The following is a 17270-nucleotide window of genomic DNA, read 5'->3' on the forward strand; positions in this document are numbered from 1 at the left end:
GTCGCTGATTGCGGTTTTTTTTCGTTTTCAACTCAGGTTGTTACTTGTGCCACGTCACAATTTTTGTACAAATGAACTTCCAGCTAGCTCACAAATATGACACCCGTATGAATTTTGAACATTGACGATGCGACTAATTCGGGGTATTCGTTATCTGTGCCTGTGCAGATAGTGCAGACACTGTTTTCTTTCCACCAGACAAAAGAATGAGGGAAACGAGGCATGAAGAGACAGAAACGAGATCGCCTGGAACGGGCTCATCAACGTGGTTATCAGGCCGGCATCGCTGGACGTTCTAAAGAAATGTGTCCTTATCAGACGATAAATCAAAGGTCACAATGGCTTGGAGGCTGGCGAGAAGCCATCGGCGACAGGGCACTCATAGCCTGATAACGTCTCTTTCAAAAAAGAAACCTCCGCAATGCGGAGGTTTCGCCTTTCTGGAGGTGCGAAAGCACGATCAGAACGCGGACGTGTCCTGGAACAGGCCAACCTTCAGGTCGCTTGCGCTATAGATCAGACGACCGTCTACCAGCACTTCGCCATCTGCCAGGCCCATAATCAGGCGGCGGTTAACGATGCGCTTGAAGTGAATACGATAGGTCACTTTCTTCGCCGTAGGCAGAACCTGGCCGGTGAATTTTACTTCGCCTACGCCCAGCGCGCGGCCTTTACCTTCACCACCCAGCCAGCCCAGATAGAAGCCAACCAGCTGCCACATGGCATCCAGACCCAGACAGCCAGGCATTACCGGATCGCCAATAAAGTGGCAGCCGAAGAACCACAGGTCCGGGTTGATATCGAGTTCTGCTTCTACGTAACCCTTATCGAAGTTGCCGCCGGTTTCGGTCATTTTCACGACACGGTCCATCATCAGCATGTTCGGGGCCGGTAACTGTGGGCCTTTCGCGCCAAACAGTTCACCGCGACCAGAGGCAAGAAGATCTTCTTTTGTATAGGATTCGCGTTTATCTACCATGTTCTCAGTAAGCCTTATTTTAGTGAAGGACGCAGGATAGCTAACACGTGTACGCTGAACAAGTCCGATCAGTTCGAACTAAACCAGCCCAGCCAGCGTAACGGCCATGGATAACGGTGACGAGCATCCTGCTGTGTTGCCTGAGCAATGCGCTCCTGGATAGTCTGCATCAGGGTGGTTTGCCCTTCGCCATCCCATACCAGGTTTGTCAGTAAGGGTAGTGCATCCTCAATCCCTTCGATGGCCCAGATAGCGAACTGCTCTTGTTCAACCGCATCCAGAATTTCCTGGCTGAGGCTTAAATGGCGTGCGTTGGGAGCCGGAATAATCACACCCTGCTTGCCGTTTAAACCGCGCTGCTGACAAATAGAGAAGAAGCCTTCAATTTTTTCGTTGAGGCCACCCACAGGCTGCGCACGGCCAAATTGATCCACCGAACCGGTGATCGCGATGTTCTGATTGATGGGCACTTCCGCCAGGGCGCTGATTAAGGCACACAGTTCAGCCATAGAGGCGCTATCGCCATCCACTTCGCTGTAGGACTGCTCAAACGTCAGCGAGGCGGAGAAGGGGATCTGTTGCTCAAGCTGCAGTTCAGACATCAAAAACGCCTGCATGATCATCATGCCTTTCGCGTGAATGTTTCCGCCCAGCTCGGCTTTGCGTTCGATATCTGTAAATTCGCCATCGCCAATGTGCACAACGCAGCTGATACGGGACGGCTCCCCGAACGCGCGCGGATGGCCAGGGAATTCAATCACCGACAGAGCGTTGATCTGCCCGACGCGTTCGCCTTCGGTTTCCACCAGGATTTGGTCCAGCAGAATTTCATCCTGCATACGGTCAGCAAGATAGCCTTCTCGCCACTCTCGCTGTGCCAGCATCTGGGTGAGCTGCTCTCCGGTGAACGCACCGTTACCGCTGATCGTGCCCACTTCACGCAGCTGTTTGCCGATCCAGAGCGGGCAAAGGGGGAGCGTTTCCTGGTCACCGGTATAGCGCACCGCTTCGCGAATCAGGCCTGGCCATGCGTCAGCCGCAGGCGTTGGCAGCGCAAAACGTTCAGCAACGGCCATCACCCACTGGCACCACTGCGCCATATCGTCGGCATCGGCAATCTGGATATTGTCTTCGTATTCGCTATACACCGCCTGTTCAGCCAGTTCAGGCTCCATTTCCTGGAAGTCTGCCAGCGATTCACGGTCGCCCGTTAGCACGACGGTTAATGACAGCGGCATAGACGGAACCGAGACAGGCAGAGGACGAGACTCATCGTAGCCGACCCAGTCGAAACGCTGCTGATGCACGATGGTTTTCAGACGCATCCACAGCAGCGGCTGCGAGAGCAGGGTACGCAGCGAGATGATCAGGACACCGCCATTTGCGCGATGTACCAGCCCAGGCTGCAGCGAAAGCTCGCCGTTAAACTGGCGCAGACAACCAAAGAGTTGTTCAGCCTCGACCCAGTTCGCGGTAATCACCTCGCCCTTAGCGGCAAAAAGGCCGTCGGCCTGCGCCGCCGGTTCGAAAGTAACATCATGTCCAGCGATACGATACTGGCCGCCAAAAACGGCGTTCGCTTCCGGCTTTAGCTGACGCACGGCATCCCCGAACAACGTCAGGTATTCCGCTTCTTCCGGGGCTTTGAGCAGCATGAAAGGCGCAGTTGCCCAGGGGCTTAATACCTGCTCCAGCGCATAATGCAAACGGGGCTGCGTATCGCTAAGGATGAATTCGTGTTCTTTTGCGAGATCTGGCTGTGCAAACAGTTCCTGATAACTTTCGGTATCCGGAACAAGGTCACGCCATGCAAGTTTCGTAATGGTCAAAGTTGATGTTTTTTAGTCAGATGTAAAAGCGTGGAGTATACCGTAAGCGGGGGGCTCTACCCAAGCAGGATTGGGGATTTCGACAGGGTGATTGGCTGCATTCACTCACAGGATATGATTTCTTTTCAGCAGATTGCTAAAAAACTGATATTCTGAACAGAGTTACGTGGTAACACTGAGATCGCAATGAAATATCAACAACTGGAAAATCTCGAAAGCGGCTGGAAATGGAAGTACCTGGTCAAAAAGCACCGTGAAGGGGAGCTGATCACCTGCTACATCGAAGCCAGCGCTGCGCAAGAAGCCGTGGATATTTTGCTGACCCTCGAAAACGAACCGGTACAGGTCAACGGCTGGATTGAGAAACACATTAATCCTGCGTTGTTAAACCGGATGAAGCAAACTATCCGCGCGCGACGCAAACGGCATTTTAATGCTGAGCACCAGCACACTCGCAAAAAATCAATCGACCTGGAATTTGTTGTCTGGCAGCGCCTGGCCGGGCTGGCACAACGACGGGGTAAAACGCTGTCGGAAACCATCGTGCAGTTGATTGAGGATGCAGAACATAAAGAGAAGTACGCCAACCAGATGTCGACACTGAAGAATGACCTTCAGGCGCTGTTGGGTAAAAAGTAGTTTTTTACTTTTCTTCAGACAATAAAAAACCCCGCATTGCGGGGTTTTTTTATAAGACGATAACTTATGCCGCTGGCTGAGTTACAACGTCTTTGATGCCTTTAACTTCGATCTCTACGCGACGATCTGGAGCCAGGCAGTCGATCAGTGCAGCGCGAGCTTTCACGTTGTCACAGGTGTTGCCAGTAACTGGGTTAGCTTCGCCCATACCACGTGGGGAGATCTTGTTAGCTGGGATACCTTTAGAGATCAGGTAATCAACAACAGACTGAGCACGTTTCTCAGACAGTTTCTGGTTGTAAGCGTCAGAACCGATACGGTCGGTGAAGCCCAGAACCACTACAGAACCGTCTTTAGGATCCAGGTTGCTCAGCTGGGTGTACAGCTGATCCAGTGCCTGCTGGCCTTCTGGTTTCAGAGTCGCTTTGTTGAAGTTGAACAGAACGTCAGACTTCAGAGTGAAGTGCTTGGTCTGTACTTCTGGAGCTGGAGCCGGCGCTGGAGCAACAACTGGTGCTGCTTCTTCCTGCTGGCCGAAACGGTAGGAAACACCTACGCTCAGCATGCCGTTGTCTGGACGAACACCAACGGTGTTGCCGTCGCCGATGTTGTTAACCCACTGGTATTCCAGACGGGTAGCGATGTCACGGGTCATAGCCCACTCAACGCCACCAGCGAATACTGGGGAAACACCGGTGTCATGGTCGTCGCCAGCGATGCTGTTGCTGGAGTCAGCGCGCCATACCATGCCGCCCAGACGGGTGTACACGTCCAGATCGTCAGTTACTGGGTAACCCAGTTTAGCGGTCAGCTGAACGCCCTGTGCTTTGAAAGCGCCGTTTACGGTGTCGCCTTTGTATGGCATACGACCTAACCAGTCGTAACCCATTTCAAAACCAACATACGGGTTAACCTGATAGCCACCGAACGCACCTGCACCAAGCTGGCTCTCGTGAGTTGGGCCATCATTGTTCAGGCTGCTGTTGTACCAGCCGGTGTCGTGGAACTGAGACCAGCCCAGTTTACCACCTGCATACCAGGTATTATCTTTCGGAGCGGCCTGCGCTACGGTAGCGAAGCCAGCCAGTGCCACTGCAATCGCGATAGCTGTCTTTTTCATTTTTTGCGCCTCGTTATCATCCAAAATTCGCCATGAAAGTCTCAAGAGAGAATCACGGTTAAATCCTTCACCGGGGGGCGTGGTCAAATATAAATCTACCGATATCTTCGGCTTAGGCCGAGCACCCCTGGCGATGTAAAGTCTACAACGTAGCTGAAAACTTACAAGTGTGAAGTCCGTCAGGCATATGAAAAAAAAAGTTCCGTATACCGATTATTTAACATTTTTTGAACGAATTTTGTGCAATAAAATTAAGGAGAACCGCACCAGACAAGCCTTGCCGCAATTTTAAGGCCGGGAACTAAAATCCCATCTTGCGGTCAAAAAAAATTCCAGGAAAAATCTTAATTTCACTCAATGATACAAATTTGAGTGAATTTTTAGCCCTGAAAGTTGTCCTCTGCGGTAAGAATCCGATCGAACCGGACGCATAATGAACCCGATCGCATTCCCTTCTTCAGCGGCTTCAGTCAGTCGGAAATGTTCCTCTTCCGTCAATTCTTCCGGTAACCAACCAATCACCACGCTGTAATTTCCTGTGCGTAACGCGCGGATCATCGACTCAACGGTATCGCAAGGCGAAAGTTGATTAATCTGCATGACCTTGGTCAGCGGAAGGCCTGCGGATTGAACCCACTCGCGACTCAGCTTTTGCTGAGGCGTGAGCCAAAGCTGCCAGCGTGATTGCTGACCGAGCTGTTGTAATAATGGCAGTAAAAGAAGTTGCGTTAACAAGGGCTGGTCTTCACGATAAACCACTTCACTGATAAGCCCTGTGGAAACACGCTCGACGGAATTCTGCGCGACATTGCCTGCGGCAGAAGAGAGAGAGGTTGCGCGATTTGCATAGCCTGAAGTGTGCATATTCATTCCAGCCCTGTAGTTACTGTATGGATATACAGTAACCCCTGTATGCCCAAAGATCAACCTCATTTTCGGAAAGCGACTCGCAAAATTCATTCAATCTTGATGCCCCTCGAAAAATCATCTTGCTCAACGACGATAAGTTGCCTATTTTCCTGCTAACGGATCCGCTAGTAAGAAATTTCGTTGTTAGCCTATGATTTTGAAGGGAAATATCATGAAAAAGATATCTTATGAACGGATTTATAAATCCCAGGAATACCTCTCTCCGTTGGGCGAGATTCATCATCGCGCGCTGTTTGGCGGTTACACCCTGGCGGTCGATGATGCGGTCTTTGCCATGGTGTCCGATGGCGAACTTTACCTTCGCGCGTGTGAAGAGAGTGCAAAATACTGTGTAAAAAATGCTTCCTCCTTCTTGACGTTGATGAAGCGAGGCCGCCCGGTGCTGCTCAACTATTATCGTGTGGATGACGGATTATGGCAGGACAGGGAGCGGTTGCTTCAGCTCTCCTCGTTTGCACTCAGTGCGGCAAGGAAAGAGCGCTACCGGCGTCATCAACGAACCCGTCTTAAGGATCTGCCGAACCTGACCTTTCAGCTTGAAGTTTTGCTCTTTGAAGCCGGTATCACCAATGAAGAAACGCTGCGGGCGCTGGGCGCCAGAGTGAGCTGGCTGAAGATGCGGGCAAAGAATAAGGCACTCAGTATAAAAGTGCTCTTTGCGCTGGAAGGGGCTATCGAAGGGCTGCATGAGGCGGCGCTCCCGGCAGGTATCCGCCGGGAACTGACGGAGTGGTTTAATGCGCTGCCTGAGCCGCAGGAGAGTCGTTCCTCCAGGTAGCGATGTGCTGTTGCAGCCGGCAAATTTCAGGCAGCAGAGCGATCAGCAGGCCTATCTGCTGAAGAACCAGCGGCGCTTTGCTGTCATTTCCCGGGTCAAGATGCGCAATGCGTTGAGCCAGTTCATCCAGAGCCTGTCGAACGCGCGGTTCATCGGCCGGGCGGTGATGAAGCGCATCATCGACATAGCAGACGGCGTCATCGAGGAGGTTGAGAACCGCCGGGTTAGTGAGCTTCTCGCGGTGGGCCCCCAGCGTCGAAATATAGCTGGTGAAGGTATGGTTAAGGCAGAGCAGGCGGAACGCTGTCTCACGAATCTCAGCCGTGGCGCGCGGCTCCGTTGACATGTTAGAGACAACGGAGGCCAGTTCAGCATCACTGTTATGCGCGTCGCGACGTGCTATCCGGTAAGCCAGACGGTTATCGCGGCCCTGGTGGTACTGCTCCAGAATAGCGTCAAGGTAACGACAGTTGGCATTCATCGCCCTGTCTACCACGCGCGGCAAATTGCGAAAACGCCAGTCCGGCCAGATAAAGCTGACCGCGGCCCAGGCAATCGCGCAGCCAATCAGCGTATCAATCACGCGGGGCAGGGCGACTTCAAACCCTTCACCCAGCAGATTAAAGCAGAGCAGCACCAGCAGCGTGATGAACATGGTGGCATGGGCGTACTGCACGTTGCGAAACGCGAAAAACAGCACGCCGGTGATCACGATCAGAATCAGCTGCCCTTCGACGGAAGGCACGAAATAAAGCACCGGCAGGCCGATTGCGACGCCGACCAGCGTGCCGATAATGCGCAGCGCAAGACGGTGTCGGGTGGCGTTATAGTTCGGCTGGCAGACGAACAGGCTGGTCAGCAGGATCCAGTAGCCATGATGCAGCCCGGTTATCTGGATAAAGGCATAACCCACGCACAGCACCAGCGACATTCTCACCGCGTGGCGAAAGAGCGCCGACTCCGGGGTAAAGTTGCGGCTCAGGCGAAGCCACATATCGCTAAAACTGTGCACGCTGTCATCAGCAAGCTGATTGTCGACCTCACTGCCCGGAAGCGCCATCGCCTGCTCGGACTCAATGGTCGCCAGCTGTGCATCAATTGCCCGCAGGTTGTTCAGCAGAAAGCCCAGCGCTTTAATGTGTTCCGGTGACGTTCCGCTGGCCTGAACGCGGTCGAGCGCCGCGTCAAGATGGCTGAAGACGCGTTCAAAACGTGGGTCATGCTGATAAGGCGTGCGCAGCAGAATGGAGCGCGAGAGCTGCTGGCACGCCTGGGACTGCATGGACAGCAGGCGCTGGAAGCGGAACATCACGTCGCTGTAGCGGAACTTCTCTCGCAGGGCGGCATACTGGACGTGCGAGGAGCTGGCGCGTTCATGAATGTCCTGGGCAGCAAAATAGTAGTGTAAGGTTCTTCGCGTTCCGCGCTGACCGCGATCGCCGCGCAGACGGGTCAGCAGAGAGGCTTTTGTCTGGTTAAGGGTGGCGACCAGTTGACCATTTGCCAGCGCCAGATCGTAGAGCGGCGCCTGGCTTTCTTCCTCGATATCCGGGTCGAACAGCCGGGATTTCAGTTCCAGATAGTGGGCTAGCTGCTCAAAGCTGCGGGCAAGGTTGTCCTGCAGAGGGCGAACAGGGAAAATCAGATGACCGGTTAAGGTCAGCAGGTTATACCAGATGGCGCCGAGCAACAGCAGAACCGGCTGCTGGTACCACTGGTCGTAGAGGGATGCGCCCAACATGGTATAGATGGCGATCAGCAGGGCGCCAAACGCGATAGTGGCATAGCGCTGCCCAAGGCCGCCCAGCAAAATAAACCCGCTGGTTGAGAGCGTCAGACCCAGGGCAAACAGCCAGGGCCAGGGGAAAAGTAACTCAACGGACGCTGACGCAATAAAAAAGCAGACGAGCGTGATGACCAGGTTGCGTAAACGCCCGGCCAGACGATCGTCCAGGTCCGCCAGCGCCCCGGCCACGACGCCCAGCGTGAGCGGGATGGTGAGCTTGACGTCATTCAACCACCATGGCAGGGCAACCGTGCCGCAAAGTGCGATAAATATCCTGACGTTATAAAGCCAGGTGCTGTTCCAGGTATAACGGCGAAGCAGTGGGCTTAGCATAAACGCGGCCAGTCCTTAGTTACTGAAAACGACGACGCGCATTGGCTTCACGCGCCGCCTGGGCCACTTCGACCGGAACAACCCTGCGCCCGACGGGCCAAAGAGCGATAGCGGCGATCTTAAAGTTCGCGATCCCCACCGGAATACCAATAATCGTGATGCACTGCGCAATCCCCGCAAAAATATGCATGATGCAGAGCCACCAGCCGAAGAAAATCAGCCACAGAATGTTAAGCAGGGTACCCCCCGTATTCATCAGGGCGTTTTTGCTCTCCGGATTCAGCTCGTCAACGTGGATGGCTTCATTCCCGTAGGGGACGAAGGAGAGTTTTGTGATTTCCCAGCAGGAGCGAGTCAGGGGGAGCGTGAAAATCAGGACGATGCTCACCAGCGTGGCAAAAAGCCAGGAAAGGGTGGTGGCAAAACCGCCCAGCACAAAATTCAACACATTCAGAACGGTACGCATAAACCCTCACTTCCTTTCGATAAAATTAACGCCCAATGATTGTAACGTTTTTTTAGGCTGGAGCACCTTAAAACTGGCAGTTACACTGTCAGGTAAATTATCTCTTCGTGGATTTGGCGGAACATGGAACTGAAAGCAACGTCGTTAGGCAAACGTCTGGCGCAACACCCTTACGACCGGGTGGTTCTCCTTAATGCCGGGGTAAAAGTCTCTGGAGAACGCCACGAATACCTTATTCCGTTTAATCAGCTTCTGGCTATCCACTGCAAACGCGGGCTGGTGTGGGGCGAACTCGAGTTCGTACTGCCTGACGATAAAGTCGTGCGTCTTCACGGCACCGAGTGGGCAGAAACCCAGCGTTTCCACCATCACCTGAACGCGCTCTGGCAGCAGTGGAGTCAGGATATGAGCGTGATTGCCGCCGGAGTGCTACAAAAGGTGTTGGACGATATCGCGCAAAGCAACGCGCAGCATTCGTGGCTCACCCGTCAGCAGACCGCCGGGTTGCAGCAAAAGATCCGGCAGGCACTCTCGGCGCTGCCGTTATCCGTGGCGCGTCTTGAGGAGTTTGACAATTGTCGCGACGCCTGGCGCCAGTGCCAGGCCTGGCTGAATGATAAGGATAAAAGCCGACTCGCCCATAATCAGGCCTGGACGGACGCCATGCTCACCCAATACGCCGACTTTTTCAGTACGGTGGAGTCTTCTCCGCTTAATCCGGCTCAGGCGCGCGCGGTGGTCAACGGCGAGCAGTCGCTGCTGGTGCTGGCGGGGGCCGGTAGCGGTAAAACGTCGGTGCTGGTTGCGCGTGCCGGCTGGCTGCTGACGACCGGGGAAGCGGTCGCCGATCAAATTCTGCTTCTGGCCTTTGGCCGCAAGGCGGCCCAGGAGATGGACGAACGGATCCAGGAACGTCTGCATACCCGGGATATCACGGCCAGAACCTTCCATGCCCTTGCCCTGCATATTATTCAGCAGGGCAGTAAAAAAGTGCCTGCTATCAGTAAACTGGAAAACGACGCGCAGGCGCGCCAGGCGCTGTTTATCAAAACGTGGCGCCAGCAGTGCAGTGAGAAAAAGGCGCAGGCGAAAGGGTGGCGTCAGTGGCTCGAGGAGGAACTCAACTGGGACGTGCCGGAGGGCAGCTTCTGGCAGGATGACAAACTGGCGCGTCGGCTGGGTTCACGGCTTGACCGCTGGGTCAGCCTGATGCGAATGCACGGCGGAACGCAGGCAGAGATGATTGAAAGCGCGCCGGAGGCGATCCGCGATCTGTTTTCGAAGCGGGTCAAGCTGATGGCGCCGCTGCTGAAGGCCTGGAAAACCGCGCTGAAAGCGGAAAATGCCGTCGATTTTTCCGGCCTAATCCACCAGGCCATCATCATTCTGGAGAAGGGGCGCTTTGTCAGCCCGTGGAAACATATTCTGGTGGATGAGTTCCAGGACATCTCTCCGCAGCGCGCAGCCCTGCTTTCGGCGCTACGGGCGCAAAATAAGCATACTTCGCTGTTTGCGGTGGGTGACGACTGGCAGGCCATCTATCGCTTCAGCGGGGCGCAGCTTTCGCTGACGACCGCATTCCACCACTATTTTGGCGAAGGCGATCGCAGCGATCTGGACACCACCTACCGCTTCAATTCACGGATTGGTGAAATCGCCAACCGCTTTATCCAGCAGAACCCGCATCAGCTGGCCAAGCCGCTCAATAGCCTGCGGGCAGGGGATAAAAAAGCGGTCACCCTGCTGGCGGAAGACCAGCTGGAACCGCTGCTGGACAAGCTCAGCGGCTACGCGAAGCCTGATGAACGTATCCTGGTGCTGGCGCGATACCATCACCTCAAACCCGAGGCGCTGGAAAAGGCGGCCACCCGCTGGCCGAAGCTGCAGCTTGAATTTATGACGATTCACGCCAGCAAAGGGCAGCAGGCCGACTATGTGATTGTCTTGGGGCTGAAAGAGGGGAGCGACGGTTTCCCGGCCCCGGCCCGCGAGTCGGTCATGGAGCAGGCCCTGCTGCCGGTGCCGGAAGACTTTCCGGATGCCGAAGAGCGGCGTTTGCTGTATGTGGCGATGACCCGCGCGCGCCATCGCGTGTGGCTGCTGTTCAATAAAGAAGAGCCATCCGTGTTTGTCGATATTTTGAAGAGTATTGATGTGCCGGTGGCGCGGAAGCCATAACGACGAAGGGTAAGGATGGGTAGGCCGGGTAAGGCGTAGCCGCCACCCGGCAAAAAAAGCTACTTCAATCTCTCTGAAAGATAACGCTGATAGTCCGGAATAAGGATATCTACCGGCGAGTTAAACTGCGGCGATTCGATGATGAAATCCGCCGTCGAGAGGTTTGTCGCCACCGGAATATTCCACACCGTCGCCAGGCGCAGCAGGGCCTTGACGTCCGGGTCGTGCGGAACCGCGTTTAGCGGGTCCCAGAAGAAGATCAGCACATCAATCTTCCCTTCGGAAATCTGTGCGCCGACCTGCTGATCGCCGCCCATCGGGCCGCTCAGCATGGCGTTTACCTCCAGACCCGTTTCGCGCTGGATCAGGTTACCGGTGGTGCCGGTCGCCGACAGGGCGTGCTTTTCCAGCAAAGACTGATGGCGGCGAACCCAGTTAAGCAGCATTTGTTTACAGTGATCGTGCGCCACCAGAGCAATGTGTTTGCGTTCCGGGAGCGTGCGTGTTGTCAGTTCCATAATCATATCCATCAGGTTAACTGCCTACACGATGACGGGAACCGTCTGACGCTGCAAGAGAAAGGCGTAAAAAATGTGGCTTATGATGAAGGTTGTTGTTTTGCCCATTGTAAAAACCGGGCCCGCGTGTCGGCATCGGCCTGCTGGAACCAGAATTTAAGGCGCTGTTCCGTCAGGGCCTGGGACTGGGGAGGAATGACGTCCAGTTCAGAGACGCCGGAAAGCAGCGTACTGTCGTCGGCCATCATGGTGGCAAACTGAGGAAGCGACGCGCGTTTACCGGCTTTGTTATAGGTCTGCGTCGCGGCCTCGTAGTCCGGACCTTTCGGTGAAGTCGTCAGCGCCAGAATATCCAGCTTCGCCGGAATCGGCATCGCATCCCCGTCCAGCAGTTCAATGCGGGGAGACGCGTCGAAGGCCGCTGATTCCTTCTCCGTTTCAAGGCGTGGCAGGGTAATATTCACCTGACTGATTTGCCGGGTATTAAAGCTGACGATCAGCGGCGGGGAGATATACATCCTTTGCTCGTGATTGGCCAGACCGATCGATTTTTCTACGCGGAATACCAGCTGATGCGGTCCGTTATCCAGCTCGATACTGTCCGCACCGCGCAATAACGAACTGGAGACCTTTTTTCCGTCCAGTACCAGAAGATCAATATCGGTAGAGAGCCGGAGCGTGGTCGCAAAAACGCAGACCGGCATCACTAACGCAATCAGAGCAGTGGCAATACCGGTTTTCATAGAAGGCTCCCGTCAGAAATCCTGTCGCCGCATTAATGTATCTAAATTTTTCGATAATCACGTTTACTAACATATAGACATATTTGGCCGTTTTGCCCTCATGCATCGGTATGGGATGGATGGTTGAGATGTGCGGTTTGGCGTACACTTTTAAAAAAGCCAGGAGAAAAACCATGAAAGAGAACGATATTGCCGAGATTCTGACATCCACGCGTACCATTGCGCTGGTGGGCGCGAGCGATAAACCCGATCGTCCCAGCTATCGGGTGATGAAATACCTTCTCGATCAGGGTTATCACGTCATCCCGGTCTCGCCAAAAGTGGCCGGGAAAACCTTACTGGGCCAGCAGGGTTATGCCACGCTCACTGACGTGCCGGAAAAAATTGATATGGTCGATGTCTTCCGTAATTCCGAGGCGGCGTGGGAAGTGGCGCAGGACGCTATCGCCGTCGGGGCGAAAACGCTGTGGATGCAGCTGGGCGTGATTAACGAGCAGGCTGCCGTGCTGGCGCGGGATGCGGGGCTGAACGTCGTCATGGATCGCTGTCCGGCGATCGACATCCCCCGTCTGGGGCTGGCGAAGTAATAAAAAAAAGCCCGTTCATCGGGCTTTTTTTACACGCTTAGTTCCGCAGGCGCGGAGCCTGTAACTGTTTGCGGATAGTCTGAGCAAGTTCATCCATAGTGGGTTGCTCCGGATGCTCTTCCTGCAGCTCGCTGCTTAGCTGCGCTTCGGCAAGGTAGGTGTGGACGGGTTGCCCGTCGTCACCTTCCATCACCACATGGTACCAGGGTGCAGCGCGAAGCTCTGCGTTCACCGCCAGCTCGTCTGCTGACGGCTCATCAAGGGAATACTCCGGGTCGATATCCACGACCACACCCAAATACCCGAGCAAAGTGTGGCGGACCTGCTGGCCGATACCGAATTTGCTGGCAATCATAGTCACCTCCCGGGAAATACGACTTACACGTTATGTGCGGGCAATATTTCTCTTTTCAAGTTACATGACGCGACAGGCAAACCCTTTCAGATACAGTCCTTCCGGGTAGGTAGCAATCACGGGGTGATCGGCTGCCTGACGGAACTGCTCTATAAATTGTACATCACGGCCAGCATCTATTGCGGCATCAGCGATGATTTTCTGAAATAAATCTGTGGTCATCAGGCCGGAGCAGGAGAAGGTGAGCAAAACTCCGCCCGGATTCAGCAGCTGGATAGCCAGCATGTTGATATCTTTATATCCGCGGCAGGCGCCCATCAGCTGGCTTTTGTTCTCCACAAACTTTGGCGGATCCATCACGATGACGTCGAACTTCTCGCCCTGATCGCGGTATTTACGCAGCAGCTTGAAGACGTCGTCGCGTATAAATTCGGCTTTGCTCAAGTCCAGTTTGTTCAGCTCGACGTTCTGTTTTGCCACGTCCAGCGCTTCCTGCGAGGTATCCACGCTGACCACCTGGGCACAGCCGCCCATCAGCGCCGAAACGGCAAACCCACCGGTGTAGGAGAAGCAGTTGAGCACGCGTTTGTCGGCAACGTACTGACGCGTCGCGAGACGGCTGTCGCGCTGGTCAAGGTAGTAACCCGTTTTGTGCCCGCCCTGAATATCCACCAGCAGCTTCATGCCGTGCTCTTCAATTGGCAGCAGGGCAGGCGGCAGTTCACCCGTGACCGGCCCCTGAGTCAGCTCCATGCCTTCTTTTTTGCGCACCGCCACATCGCTGCGGTCGTAAATGGCGCACTGCGGGAACAGCGTTTGCAGGGCGCTAATCAGCGCAGCGCGCTGGTATTCCGCCCCGGCGCTCAGGAGCTGCAGCACCAGGAAGTTACCGAAGCGATCGATGGTCACGCCCGGCAGGCCGTCAGACTCACCGGCAATCAGGCGGTAGCTGTCCAGCCCGTCGCGTTTAGCCAGCCAGTCGCGCCACTGCTGCGCCTGCTGCAGACGGCGGACGAAGAAGTCGATGTCGATGGTTTCGTCTTTATCGAATGTCCAGACGCGCGCGCGGATCTGGGAGGCTGGCGAGTAGGCGCCTCGCGCTAACCATTTCCCCTGGTGGTCCACGATATCAATGGTTTCACCGAGGCTGGCTTTGCCTTCCATACGGGCAACCGCGCCGGAAAAGACCCAGGGATGACGGCGCAGTAAGGATTTCTCGCGCCCTTTGGCTAACACTAAACGTACACTCATAGTTTGCTGTTCTGTCGATTTCAGGGAAATGGCGCGTAGAGTAGCACATTCAGCAAGGCGCAATCATCTGCGGATGCCGTTGAGCGTTTCGGCACAAAATCAAATCGCTTAAGCACATTACGGCACTGCGGCGGGATATACAGTGGGATTCCAGTTCAGCAAAGGAAATACCCATGAAAAAGTGCAGTGTCATCACAATAGCCGCTCTGACGGCAATGAGTTTTCAGGTTTTAGCCGCAACGCCTTTCAGCATGACCAGCCGGGATATTTCCGGCGACCGGCGGTTAGCGCCACAGCAGGTGTTTGAGGGATTCGGCTGCCACGGCGGTAACCAGTCCCCGCAGCTGGCGTGGACAAATCCGCCCGCGGGTGCGAAAAGTTTTGCCATTACGGTCTATGACCCGGATGCGCCTACCGGCAGCGGCTGGTGGCACTGGACAGTAGCCAACATTCCCGTGAAGACAATGACGCTGCCCGCTGATGCCGGTAACCCAAATGGCGAAAAATTACCTGCTGGCGCTGTGCAGGGGCGTAATGATTTCGGTTATTCTGGATTCGGCGGCGCATGTCCGCCCGCAGGCGATAAGCCTCACCGCTATCAGATGACCGTTTGGGCGCTGGACGTGGATACCCTACCCATCGACAACAATGCCAGCGGCGCGCTGGTCGGCTTTATGCTTAATAGTCACGTTCTGGCAAAGGCGCAGTTAACCGCAACCTACAGCAGATAAGGATGAACCGGTGCAGGAGTTCCATTTTCGACATAAACACCTGACGGCGGGTGAAGTGACCGCCAGCAAAATGCATCGCCTGCACCAGGTTAAGCTCTTTTTCCCGGCGATTTGCCATATCACTCACGGCAGTAAGGTGATTGTGCAGGACGATAACCGCCTGGTGGCCACCCGGGATGAACTCATCATTATCCCTGCAAATACGGCAATGGAGATCATCAATCAGCCTGCAAACGGTCTGTTTCACTCGGACTTGCTGATGTTATCGCCGGAAATCGTTGCCGAGTTTAAAGCGCATTACCTGAAATCCTGGCCGCGCACGACGCTGCATTCGCTCTGCGCTCCGCTGAGCGAGGGGCTGGCGTTTATGTGGGATAACCTGCTGCACGCCGTGCGTCAGGATTTACCGGAGGCGCTGCAAAAACATCAGGCCTTCGGTCTGTTGCTGGCATTGCTGCATGACGGCGTGGCAGGCCCGCTGCTTATCGAGCGAAGCAATAACCTGACCGAGCAGGTGCGACAGTTCATCATGCTGTCGCCCGCCAGAGCCTGGACCGCGCAGGACGTCGCCAGCCGTCTGGCCCTGAGCGTGCCGACGCTGCGCAGACGGTTACGCGAGGAATCACAGAGTTTTCGCCAGATTGTCGAGGAGGTGAGGATGGCCGTGGCTTTGTCACAGTTACAGTCAACCCGATTACCGATCGGCGAAATCGCATTACAATGTGGGTATCTGTCCAGCTCTCGTTTCACCGCCCGTTTCCGGCAGCACTACGGTTGTTTGCCGAAAACGCTACGTTAAGGAGAAGAAGAATGTCTAAAGTCTGCACTATTGCCTGGGTTCACGGCGTCGTTCAGGGCGTGGGTTTCCGCTACAGTACCCAGCGCGAAGCGATTGAGCTTGGGCTAACGGGATACGCGCGCAACATGGATGACGGCAGCGTTGAGGTGGTCGCCTGCGGCGAAGCGGAGCAGGTTGACAAGCTGGTGGCGTGGCTGAAAGCGGGTGGGCCGCGCAGCGCGCGGGTTGATAAGGTCTTAACGGAACCCCATCAACCGGGGCGCGAATACGTCAACTTCGGTATTCGGTATTAAATACACTTCACCGGCTTAGGCAGGCCGGCAATTTTGGTGGCCTGTTTTGCCGGACCTTTCGGGAACAGACGATAGAGATAGCGGCTGTTGCCTTTCTCTTCACCGAACTTATTGGCCATCGCCTTGACCAGCATGCGGATGGCCGGAGAGGTGTTGAACTCGAGATAAAACTCGCGCACAAAACGCACCACTTCCCAGTGTTCGGGGGAAAGAGTAATCCCTTCGTTTTCCGCAATTTTCTCCGCCAGCGGTTCGCTCCAGAGCGTTGTATCTTTCAGATAGCCTTCGCTATCGGTCTCAATTTCCTGGCCTGCAAAAATGAACATAATCTTCTGTCGTAGGTGAAAAATCGGCGACAGTGTAGCAAAAAAGCGGGCTCAGGATAAACCGTGACCTACAGGAGCAACTGAAGCAGGTTGTTGGCATTGAGCTTCTTCAGCGCGTTGCATTTATGGGTTGAAACCTGTTTCTCCGACATGTGCGTCACGATGGCAATGTGGCGGACCGGCAACCCGGTCAGCATCAGATCGAGCACGTTGAATTCAGGAACGGTCAGGCAGCAGTCCAGGCTTCGAACGCGACGTGGCTCTTTTGCCAGCAAATACGCCGCATCGGCAACGGCGATCCTGTCGTCGATGATATAAAGCGTTAGCGTACTGAAACGCTTGCGTAAATGCGTCGCCAGCGCCCACCCCTTTTCGTTGCAGACCAGATAAAGGCTGCCTTTCCAGCGGGCGGCTTCCAGCCTGAGCAAAATATTGATCAGCGCCTGATGCGTCGCCGCCACGGAAAAACGGCAGCGGACGACAATCACGCGGCGGGTAAGCAGCGTTGGCTGCCATTGTACGGTATCGCTCTGGACCTCTAACTGAACGCCCCGACGCAGCAGCGCATAGCGCAGTCCTTCGGCGTAAAATCGATTATTGTCGAGAATGGCGTAACTCACGGTGACCTC

General features: G+C 54.9%; 20 protein-coding genes. 8 read left to right on the plus strand and 12 right to left on the minus strand.

The features are described from left to right. The first annotated feature begins 222 nt into the window (after positions 1-222). Positions 223-390, plus strand: coding sequence for a ribosome modulation factor (gene rmf / locus BFV67_RS07375; RefSeq protein WP_013097261.1), 168 nt, complete (start codon positions 223-225; stop codon positions 388-390). 70 nt (positions 391-460) lie between these two features. Here the strand turns inward: rmf and fabA are convergent, their stop codons facing one another. After that, complete coding sequence (gene fabA, locus BFV67_RS07380) at positions 461-979, minus strand: 3-hydroxyacyl-[acyl-carrier-protein] dehydratase FabA (protein ID WP_008499931.1); 519 nt, start codon at positions 977-979, stop codon at positions 461-463. Between the two features lie 68 nt (positions 980-1047). Further along, complete coding sequence (locus BFV67_RS07385) at positions 1048-2808, minus strand: AAA family ATPase (RefSeq protein WP_069598086.1); 1761 nt, start codon at positions 2806-2808, stop codon at positions 1048-1050. A gap of 186 nt (positions 2809-2994) precedes the next feature. On the opposite strand from BFV67_RS07385, the gene matP reads away from it, so the two are divergent. Further along, the gene (gene matP / locus BFV67_RS07390) at positions 2995-3447 is read left to right on the plus strand and encodes a macrodomain Ter protein MatP (protein ID WP_008499929.1); all 453 of its coding nucleotides are present in this window, start codon (positions 2995-2997) and stop codon (positions 3445-3447) included. 64 nt (positions 3448-3511) lie between these two features. On the opposite strand, the gene ompA is transcribed toward matP, so the two are convergent. Next, complete coding sequence (ompA, locus tag BFV67_RS07395; RefSeq protein ID WP_023292865.1) at positions 3512-4567, minus strand: porin OmpA; 1056 nt, start codon at positions 4565-4567, stop codon at positions 3512-3514. Between the two features lie 354 nt (positions 4568-4921). Beyond that, a complete protein-coding gene (sulA, locus tag BFV67_RS07400; protein ID WP_023618859.1) occupies positions 4922-5431 on the minus strand; it encodes an SOS-induced cell division inhibitor SulA in 510 nt (169 codons plus the stop codon). 217 nt (positions 5432-5648) lie between these two features. Between sulA and BFV67_RS07405 the strand changes: the two genes are divergently transcribed. Continuing rightward, entirely contained in the window at positions 5649-6275 is a 627-nt protein-coding gene (locus tag BFV67_RS07405; protein WP_069598087.1) for a TfoX/Sxy family DNA transformation protein, read from the plus strand. Here BFV67_RS07405 and yccS read toward each other — a convergent pair. Beyond that, a complete protein-coding gene (gene yccS / locus BFV67_RS07410; protein WP_032651202.1) occupies positions 6232-8394 on the minus strand; it encodes a YccS family putative transporter in 2163 nt (720 codons plus the stop codon). The genes BFV67_RS07405 and yccS overlap by 44 nt on opposite strands. A gap of 19 nt (positions 8395-8413) precedes the next feature. Beyond that, a complete protein-coding gene (locus BFV67_RS07415; protein WP_008499924.1) occupies positions 8414-8860 on the minus strand; it encodes a YccF domain-containing protein in 447 nt (148 codons plus the stop codon). A gap of 123 nt (positions 8861-8983) precedes the next feature. Here BFV67_RS07415 and helD point away from each other — a divergent pair, with 123 nt between their 5' ends. Next, positions 8984-11038: a DNA helicase IV gene (helD, locus tag BFV67_RS07420; protein ID WP_069598088.1), complete on the plus strand. Its 2055-nt coding sequence runs from the start codon at positions 8984-8986 to the stop codon at positions 11036-11038. 59 nt (positions 11039-11097) lie between these two features. Here helD and mgsA read toward each other — a convergent pair whose 3' ends face one another. Further along, positions 11098-11556 (minus strand): methylglyoxal synthase, encoded by a 459-nt coding sequence (gene mgsA, locus BFV67_RS07425; RefSeq protein WP_008499922.1) that lies wholly within the window; start codon positions 11554-11556, stop codon positions 11098-11100. 80 nt (positions 11557-11636) lie between these two features. Beyond that, the gene (gene csgI, locus BFV67_RS07430) at positions 11637-12299 is read right to left on the minus strand and encodes a curli synthesis inhibitor (protein ID WP_008499921.1); all 663 of its coding nucleotides are present in this window, start codon (positions 12297-12299) and stop codon (positions 11637-11639) included. A 173-nt stretch (positions 12300-12472) separates the two neighbouring features. On the opposite strand from csgI, the gene BFV67_RS07435 reads away from it, so the two are divergent. After that, positions 12473-12886 (plus strand): CoA-binding protein, encoded by a 414-nt coding sequence (locus BFV67_RS07435; protein ID WP_046091814.1) that lies wholly within the window; start codon positions 12473-12475, stop codon positions 12884-12886. A gap of 37 nt (positions 12887-12923) precedes the next feature. Here the strand turns inward: BFV67_RS07435 and hspQ are convergent, their stop codons facing one another. Next, entirely contained in the window at positions 12924-13241 is a 318-nt protein-coding gene (gene hspQ, locus BFV67_RS07440) for a heat shock protein HspQ (protein WP_008499919.1), read from the minus strand. Between the two features lie 60 nt (positions 13242-13301). Continuing rightward, a complete protein-coding gene (gene rlmI / locus BFV67_RS07445) occupies positions 13302-14492 on the minus strand; it encodes a 23S rRNA (cytosine(1962)-C(5))-methyltransferase RlmI (protein ID WP_021240853.1) in 1191 nt (396 codons plus the stop codon). Positions 14493-14665: 173 nt separating this feature from the next. Here rlmI and BFV67_RS07450 point away from each other — a divergent pair, with 173 nt between their 5' ends. Genes BFV67_RS07450 through yccX form a run of 3 tightly spaced genes read left to right on the plus strand, consistent with a single transcriptional unit; the run spans position 14666 to position 16315 of the window. Beyond that, positions 14666-15223, plus strand: a complete 558-nt coding sequence (locus BFV67_RS07450) for a kinase inhibitor (protein WP_069598089.1) — start codon at positions 14666-14668, stop codon at positions 15221-15223. 10 nt (positions 15224-15233) lie between these two features. Then, complete coding sequence (locus tag BFV67_RS07455; RefSeq protein WP_069598090.1) at positions 15234-16022, plus strand: AraC family transcriptional regulator; 789 nt, start codon at positions 15234-15236, stop codon at positions 16020-16022. A gap of 11 nt (positions 16023-16033) precedes the next feature. Further along, entirely contained in the window at positions 16034-16315 is a 282-nt protein-coding gene (gene yccX, locus BFV67_RS07460) for an acylphosphatase (protein ID WP_008499914.1), read from the plus strand. Here yccX and tusE read toward each other — a convergent pair. Then, positions 16312-16641, minus strand: coding sequence for a sulfurtransferase TusE (gene tusE, locus BFV67_RS07465; RefSeq protein ID WP_008499913.1), 330 nt, complete (start codon positions 16639-16641; stop codon positions 16312-16314). The two genes, yccX and tusE, sit on opposite strands and share 4 nt — an antisense overlap. Positions 16642-16709: 68 nt before the next feature. After that, positions 16710-17261 (minus strand): LuxR C-terminal-related transcriptional regulator, encoded by a 552-nt coding sequence (locus tag BFV67_RS07470; RefSeq protein WP_008499912.1) that lies wholly within the window; start codon positions 17259-17261, stop codon positions 16710-16712. Positions 17262-17270 lie beyond the last annotated feature (9 nt).

Source organism: Enterobacter roggenkampii (assembly GCF_001729805.1).
GTDB classification, from domain to species: domain Bacteria; phylum Pseudomonadota; class Gammaproteobacteria; order Enterobacterales; family Enterobacteriaceae; genus Enterobacter; species Enterobacter roggenkampii.

What these genes read in the sequence shown, in the direction of transcription:
- matP (WP_008499929.1), top strand. Translation starts at nt 2,995, where the DNA reads ATGAAATATCAACAACTGGAAAATCTCGAAAGCGGCTGGAAATGGAAG.
- hspQ (WP_008499919.1), bottom strand. Translation starts at nt 13,241, where the DNA reads ATGATTGCCAGCAAATTCGGTATCGGCCAGCAGGTCCGCCACACTTTG.
- rlmI (WP_021240853.1), bottom strand. Translation starts at nt 14,492, where the DNA reads ATGAGTGTACGTTTAGTGTTAGCCAAAGGGCGCGAGAAATCCTTACTG.
- rmf (WP_013097261.1), top strand. Translation starts at nt 223, where the DNA reads ATGAAGAGACAGAAACGAGATCGCCTGGAACGGGCTCATCAACGTGGT.
- csgI (WP_008499921.1), bottom strand. Translation starts at nt 12,299, where the DNA reads ATGAAAACCGGTATTGCCACTGCTCTGATTGCGTTAGTGATGCCGGTC.
- tusE (WP_008499913.1), bottom strand. Translation starts at nt 16,641, where the DNA reads ATGTTCATTTTTGCAGGCCAGGAAATTGAGACCGATAGCGAAGGCTAT.
- BFV67_RS07435 (WP_046091814.1), top strand. Translation starts at nt 12,473, where the DNA reads ATGAAAGAGAACGATATTGCCGAGATTCTGACATCCACGCGTACCATT.
- helD (WP_069598088.1), top strand. Translation starts at nt 8,984, where the DNA reads ATGGAACTGAAAGCAACGTCGTTAGGCAAACGTCTGGCGCAACACCCT.
- mgsA (WP_008499922.1), bottom strand. Translation starts at nt 11,556, where the DNA reads ATGGAACTGACAACACGCACGCTCCCGGAACGCAAACACATTGCTCTG.
- BFV67_RS07405 (WP_069598087.1), top strand. Translation starts at nt 5,649, where the DNA reads ATGAAAAAGATATCTTATGAACGGATTTATAAATCCCAGGAATACCTC.
- fabA (WP_008499931.1), bottom strand. Translation starts at nt 979, where the DNA reads ATGGTAGATAAACGCGAATCCTATACAAAAGAAGATCTTCTTGCCTCT.
- BFV67_RS07450 (WP_069598089.1), top strand. Translation starts at nt 14,666, where the DNA reads ATGAAAAAGTGCAGTGTCATCACAATAGCCGCTCTGACGGCAATGAGT.
- BFV67_RS07415 (WP_008499924.1), bottom strand. Translation starts at nt 8,860, where the DNA reads ATGCGTACCGTTCTGAATGTGTTGAATTTTGTGCTGGGCGGTTTTGCC.
- sulA (WP_023618859.1), bottom strand. Translation starts at nt 5,431, where the DNA reads ATGCACACTTCAGGCTATGCAAATCGCGCAACCTCTCTCTCTTCTGCC.
- yccS (WP_032651202.1), bottom strand. Translation starts at nt 8,394, where the DNA reads ATGCTAAGCCCACTGCTTCGCCGTTATACCTGGAACAGCACCTGGCTT.
- yccX (WP_008499914.1), top strand. Translation starts at nt 16,034, where the DNA reads ATGTCTAAAGTCTGCACTATTGCCTGGGTTCACGGCGTCGTTCAGGGC.
- ompA (WP_023292865.1), bottom strand. Translation starts at nt 4,567, where the DNA reads ATGAAAAAGACAGCTATCGCGATTGCAGTGGCACTGGCTGGCTTCGCT.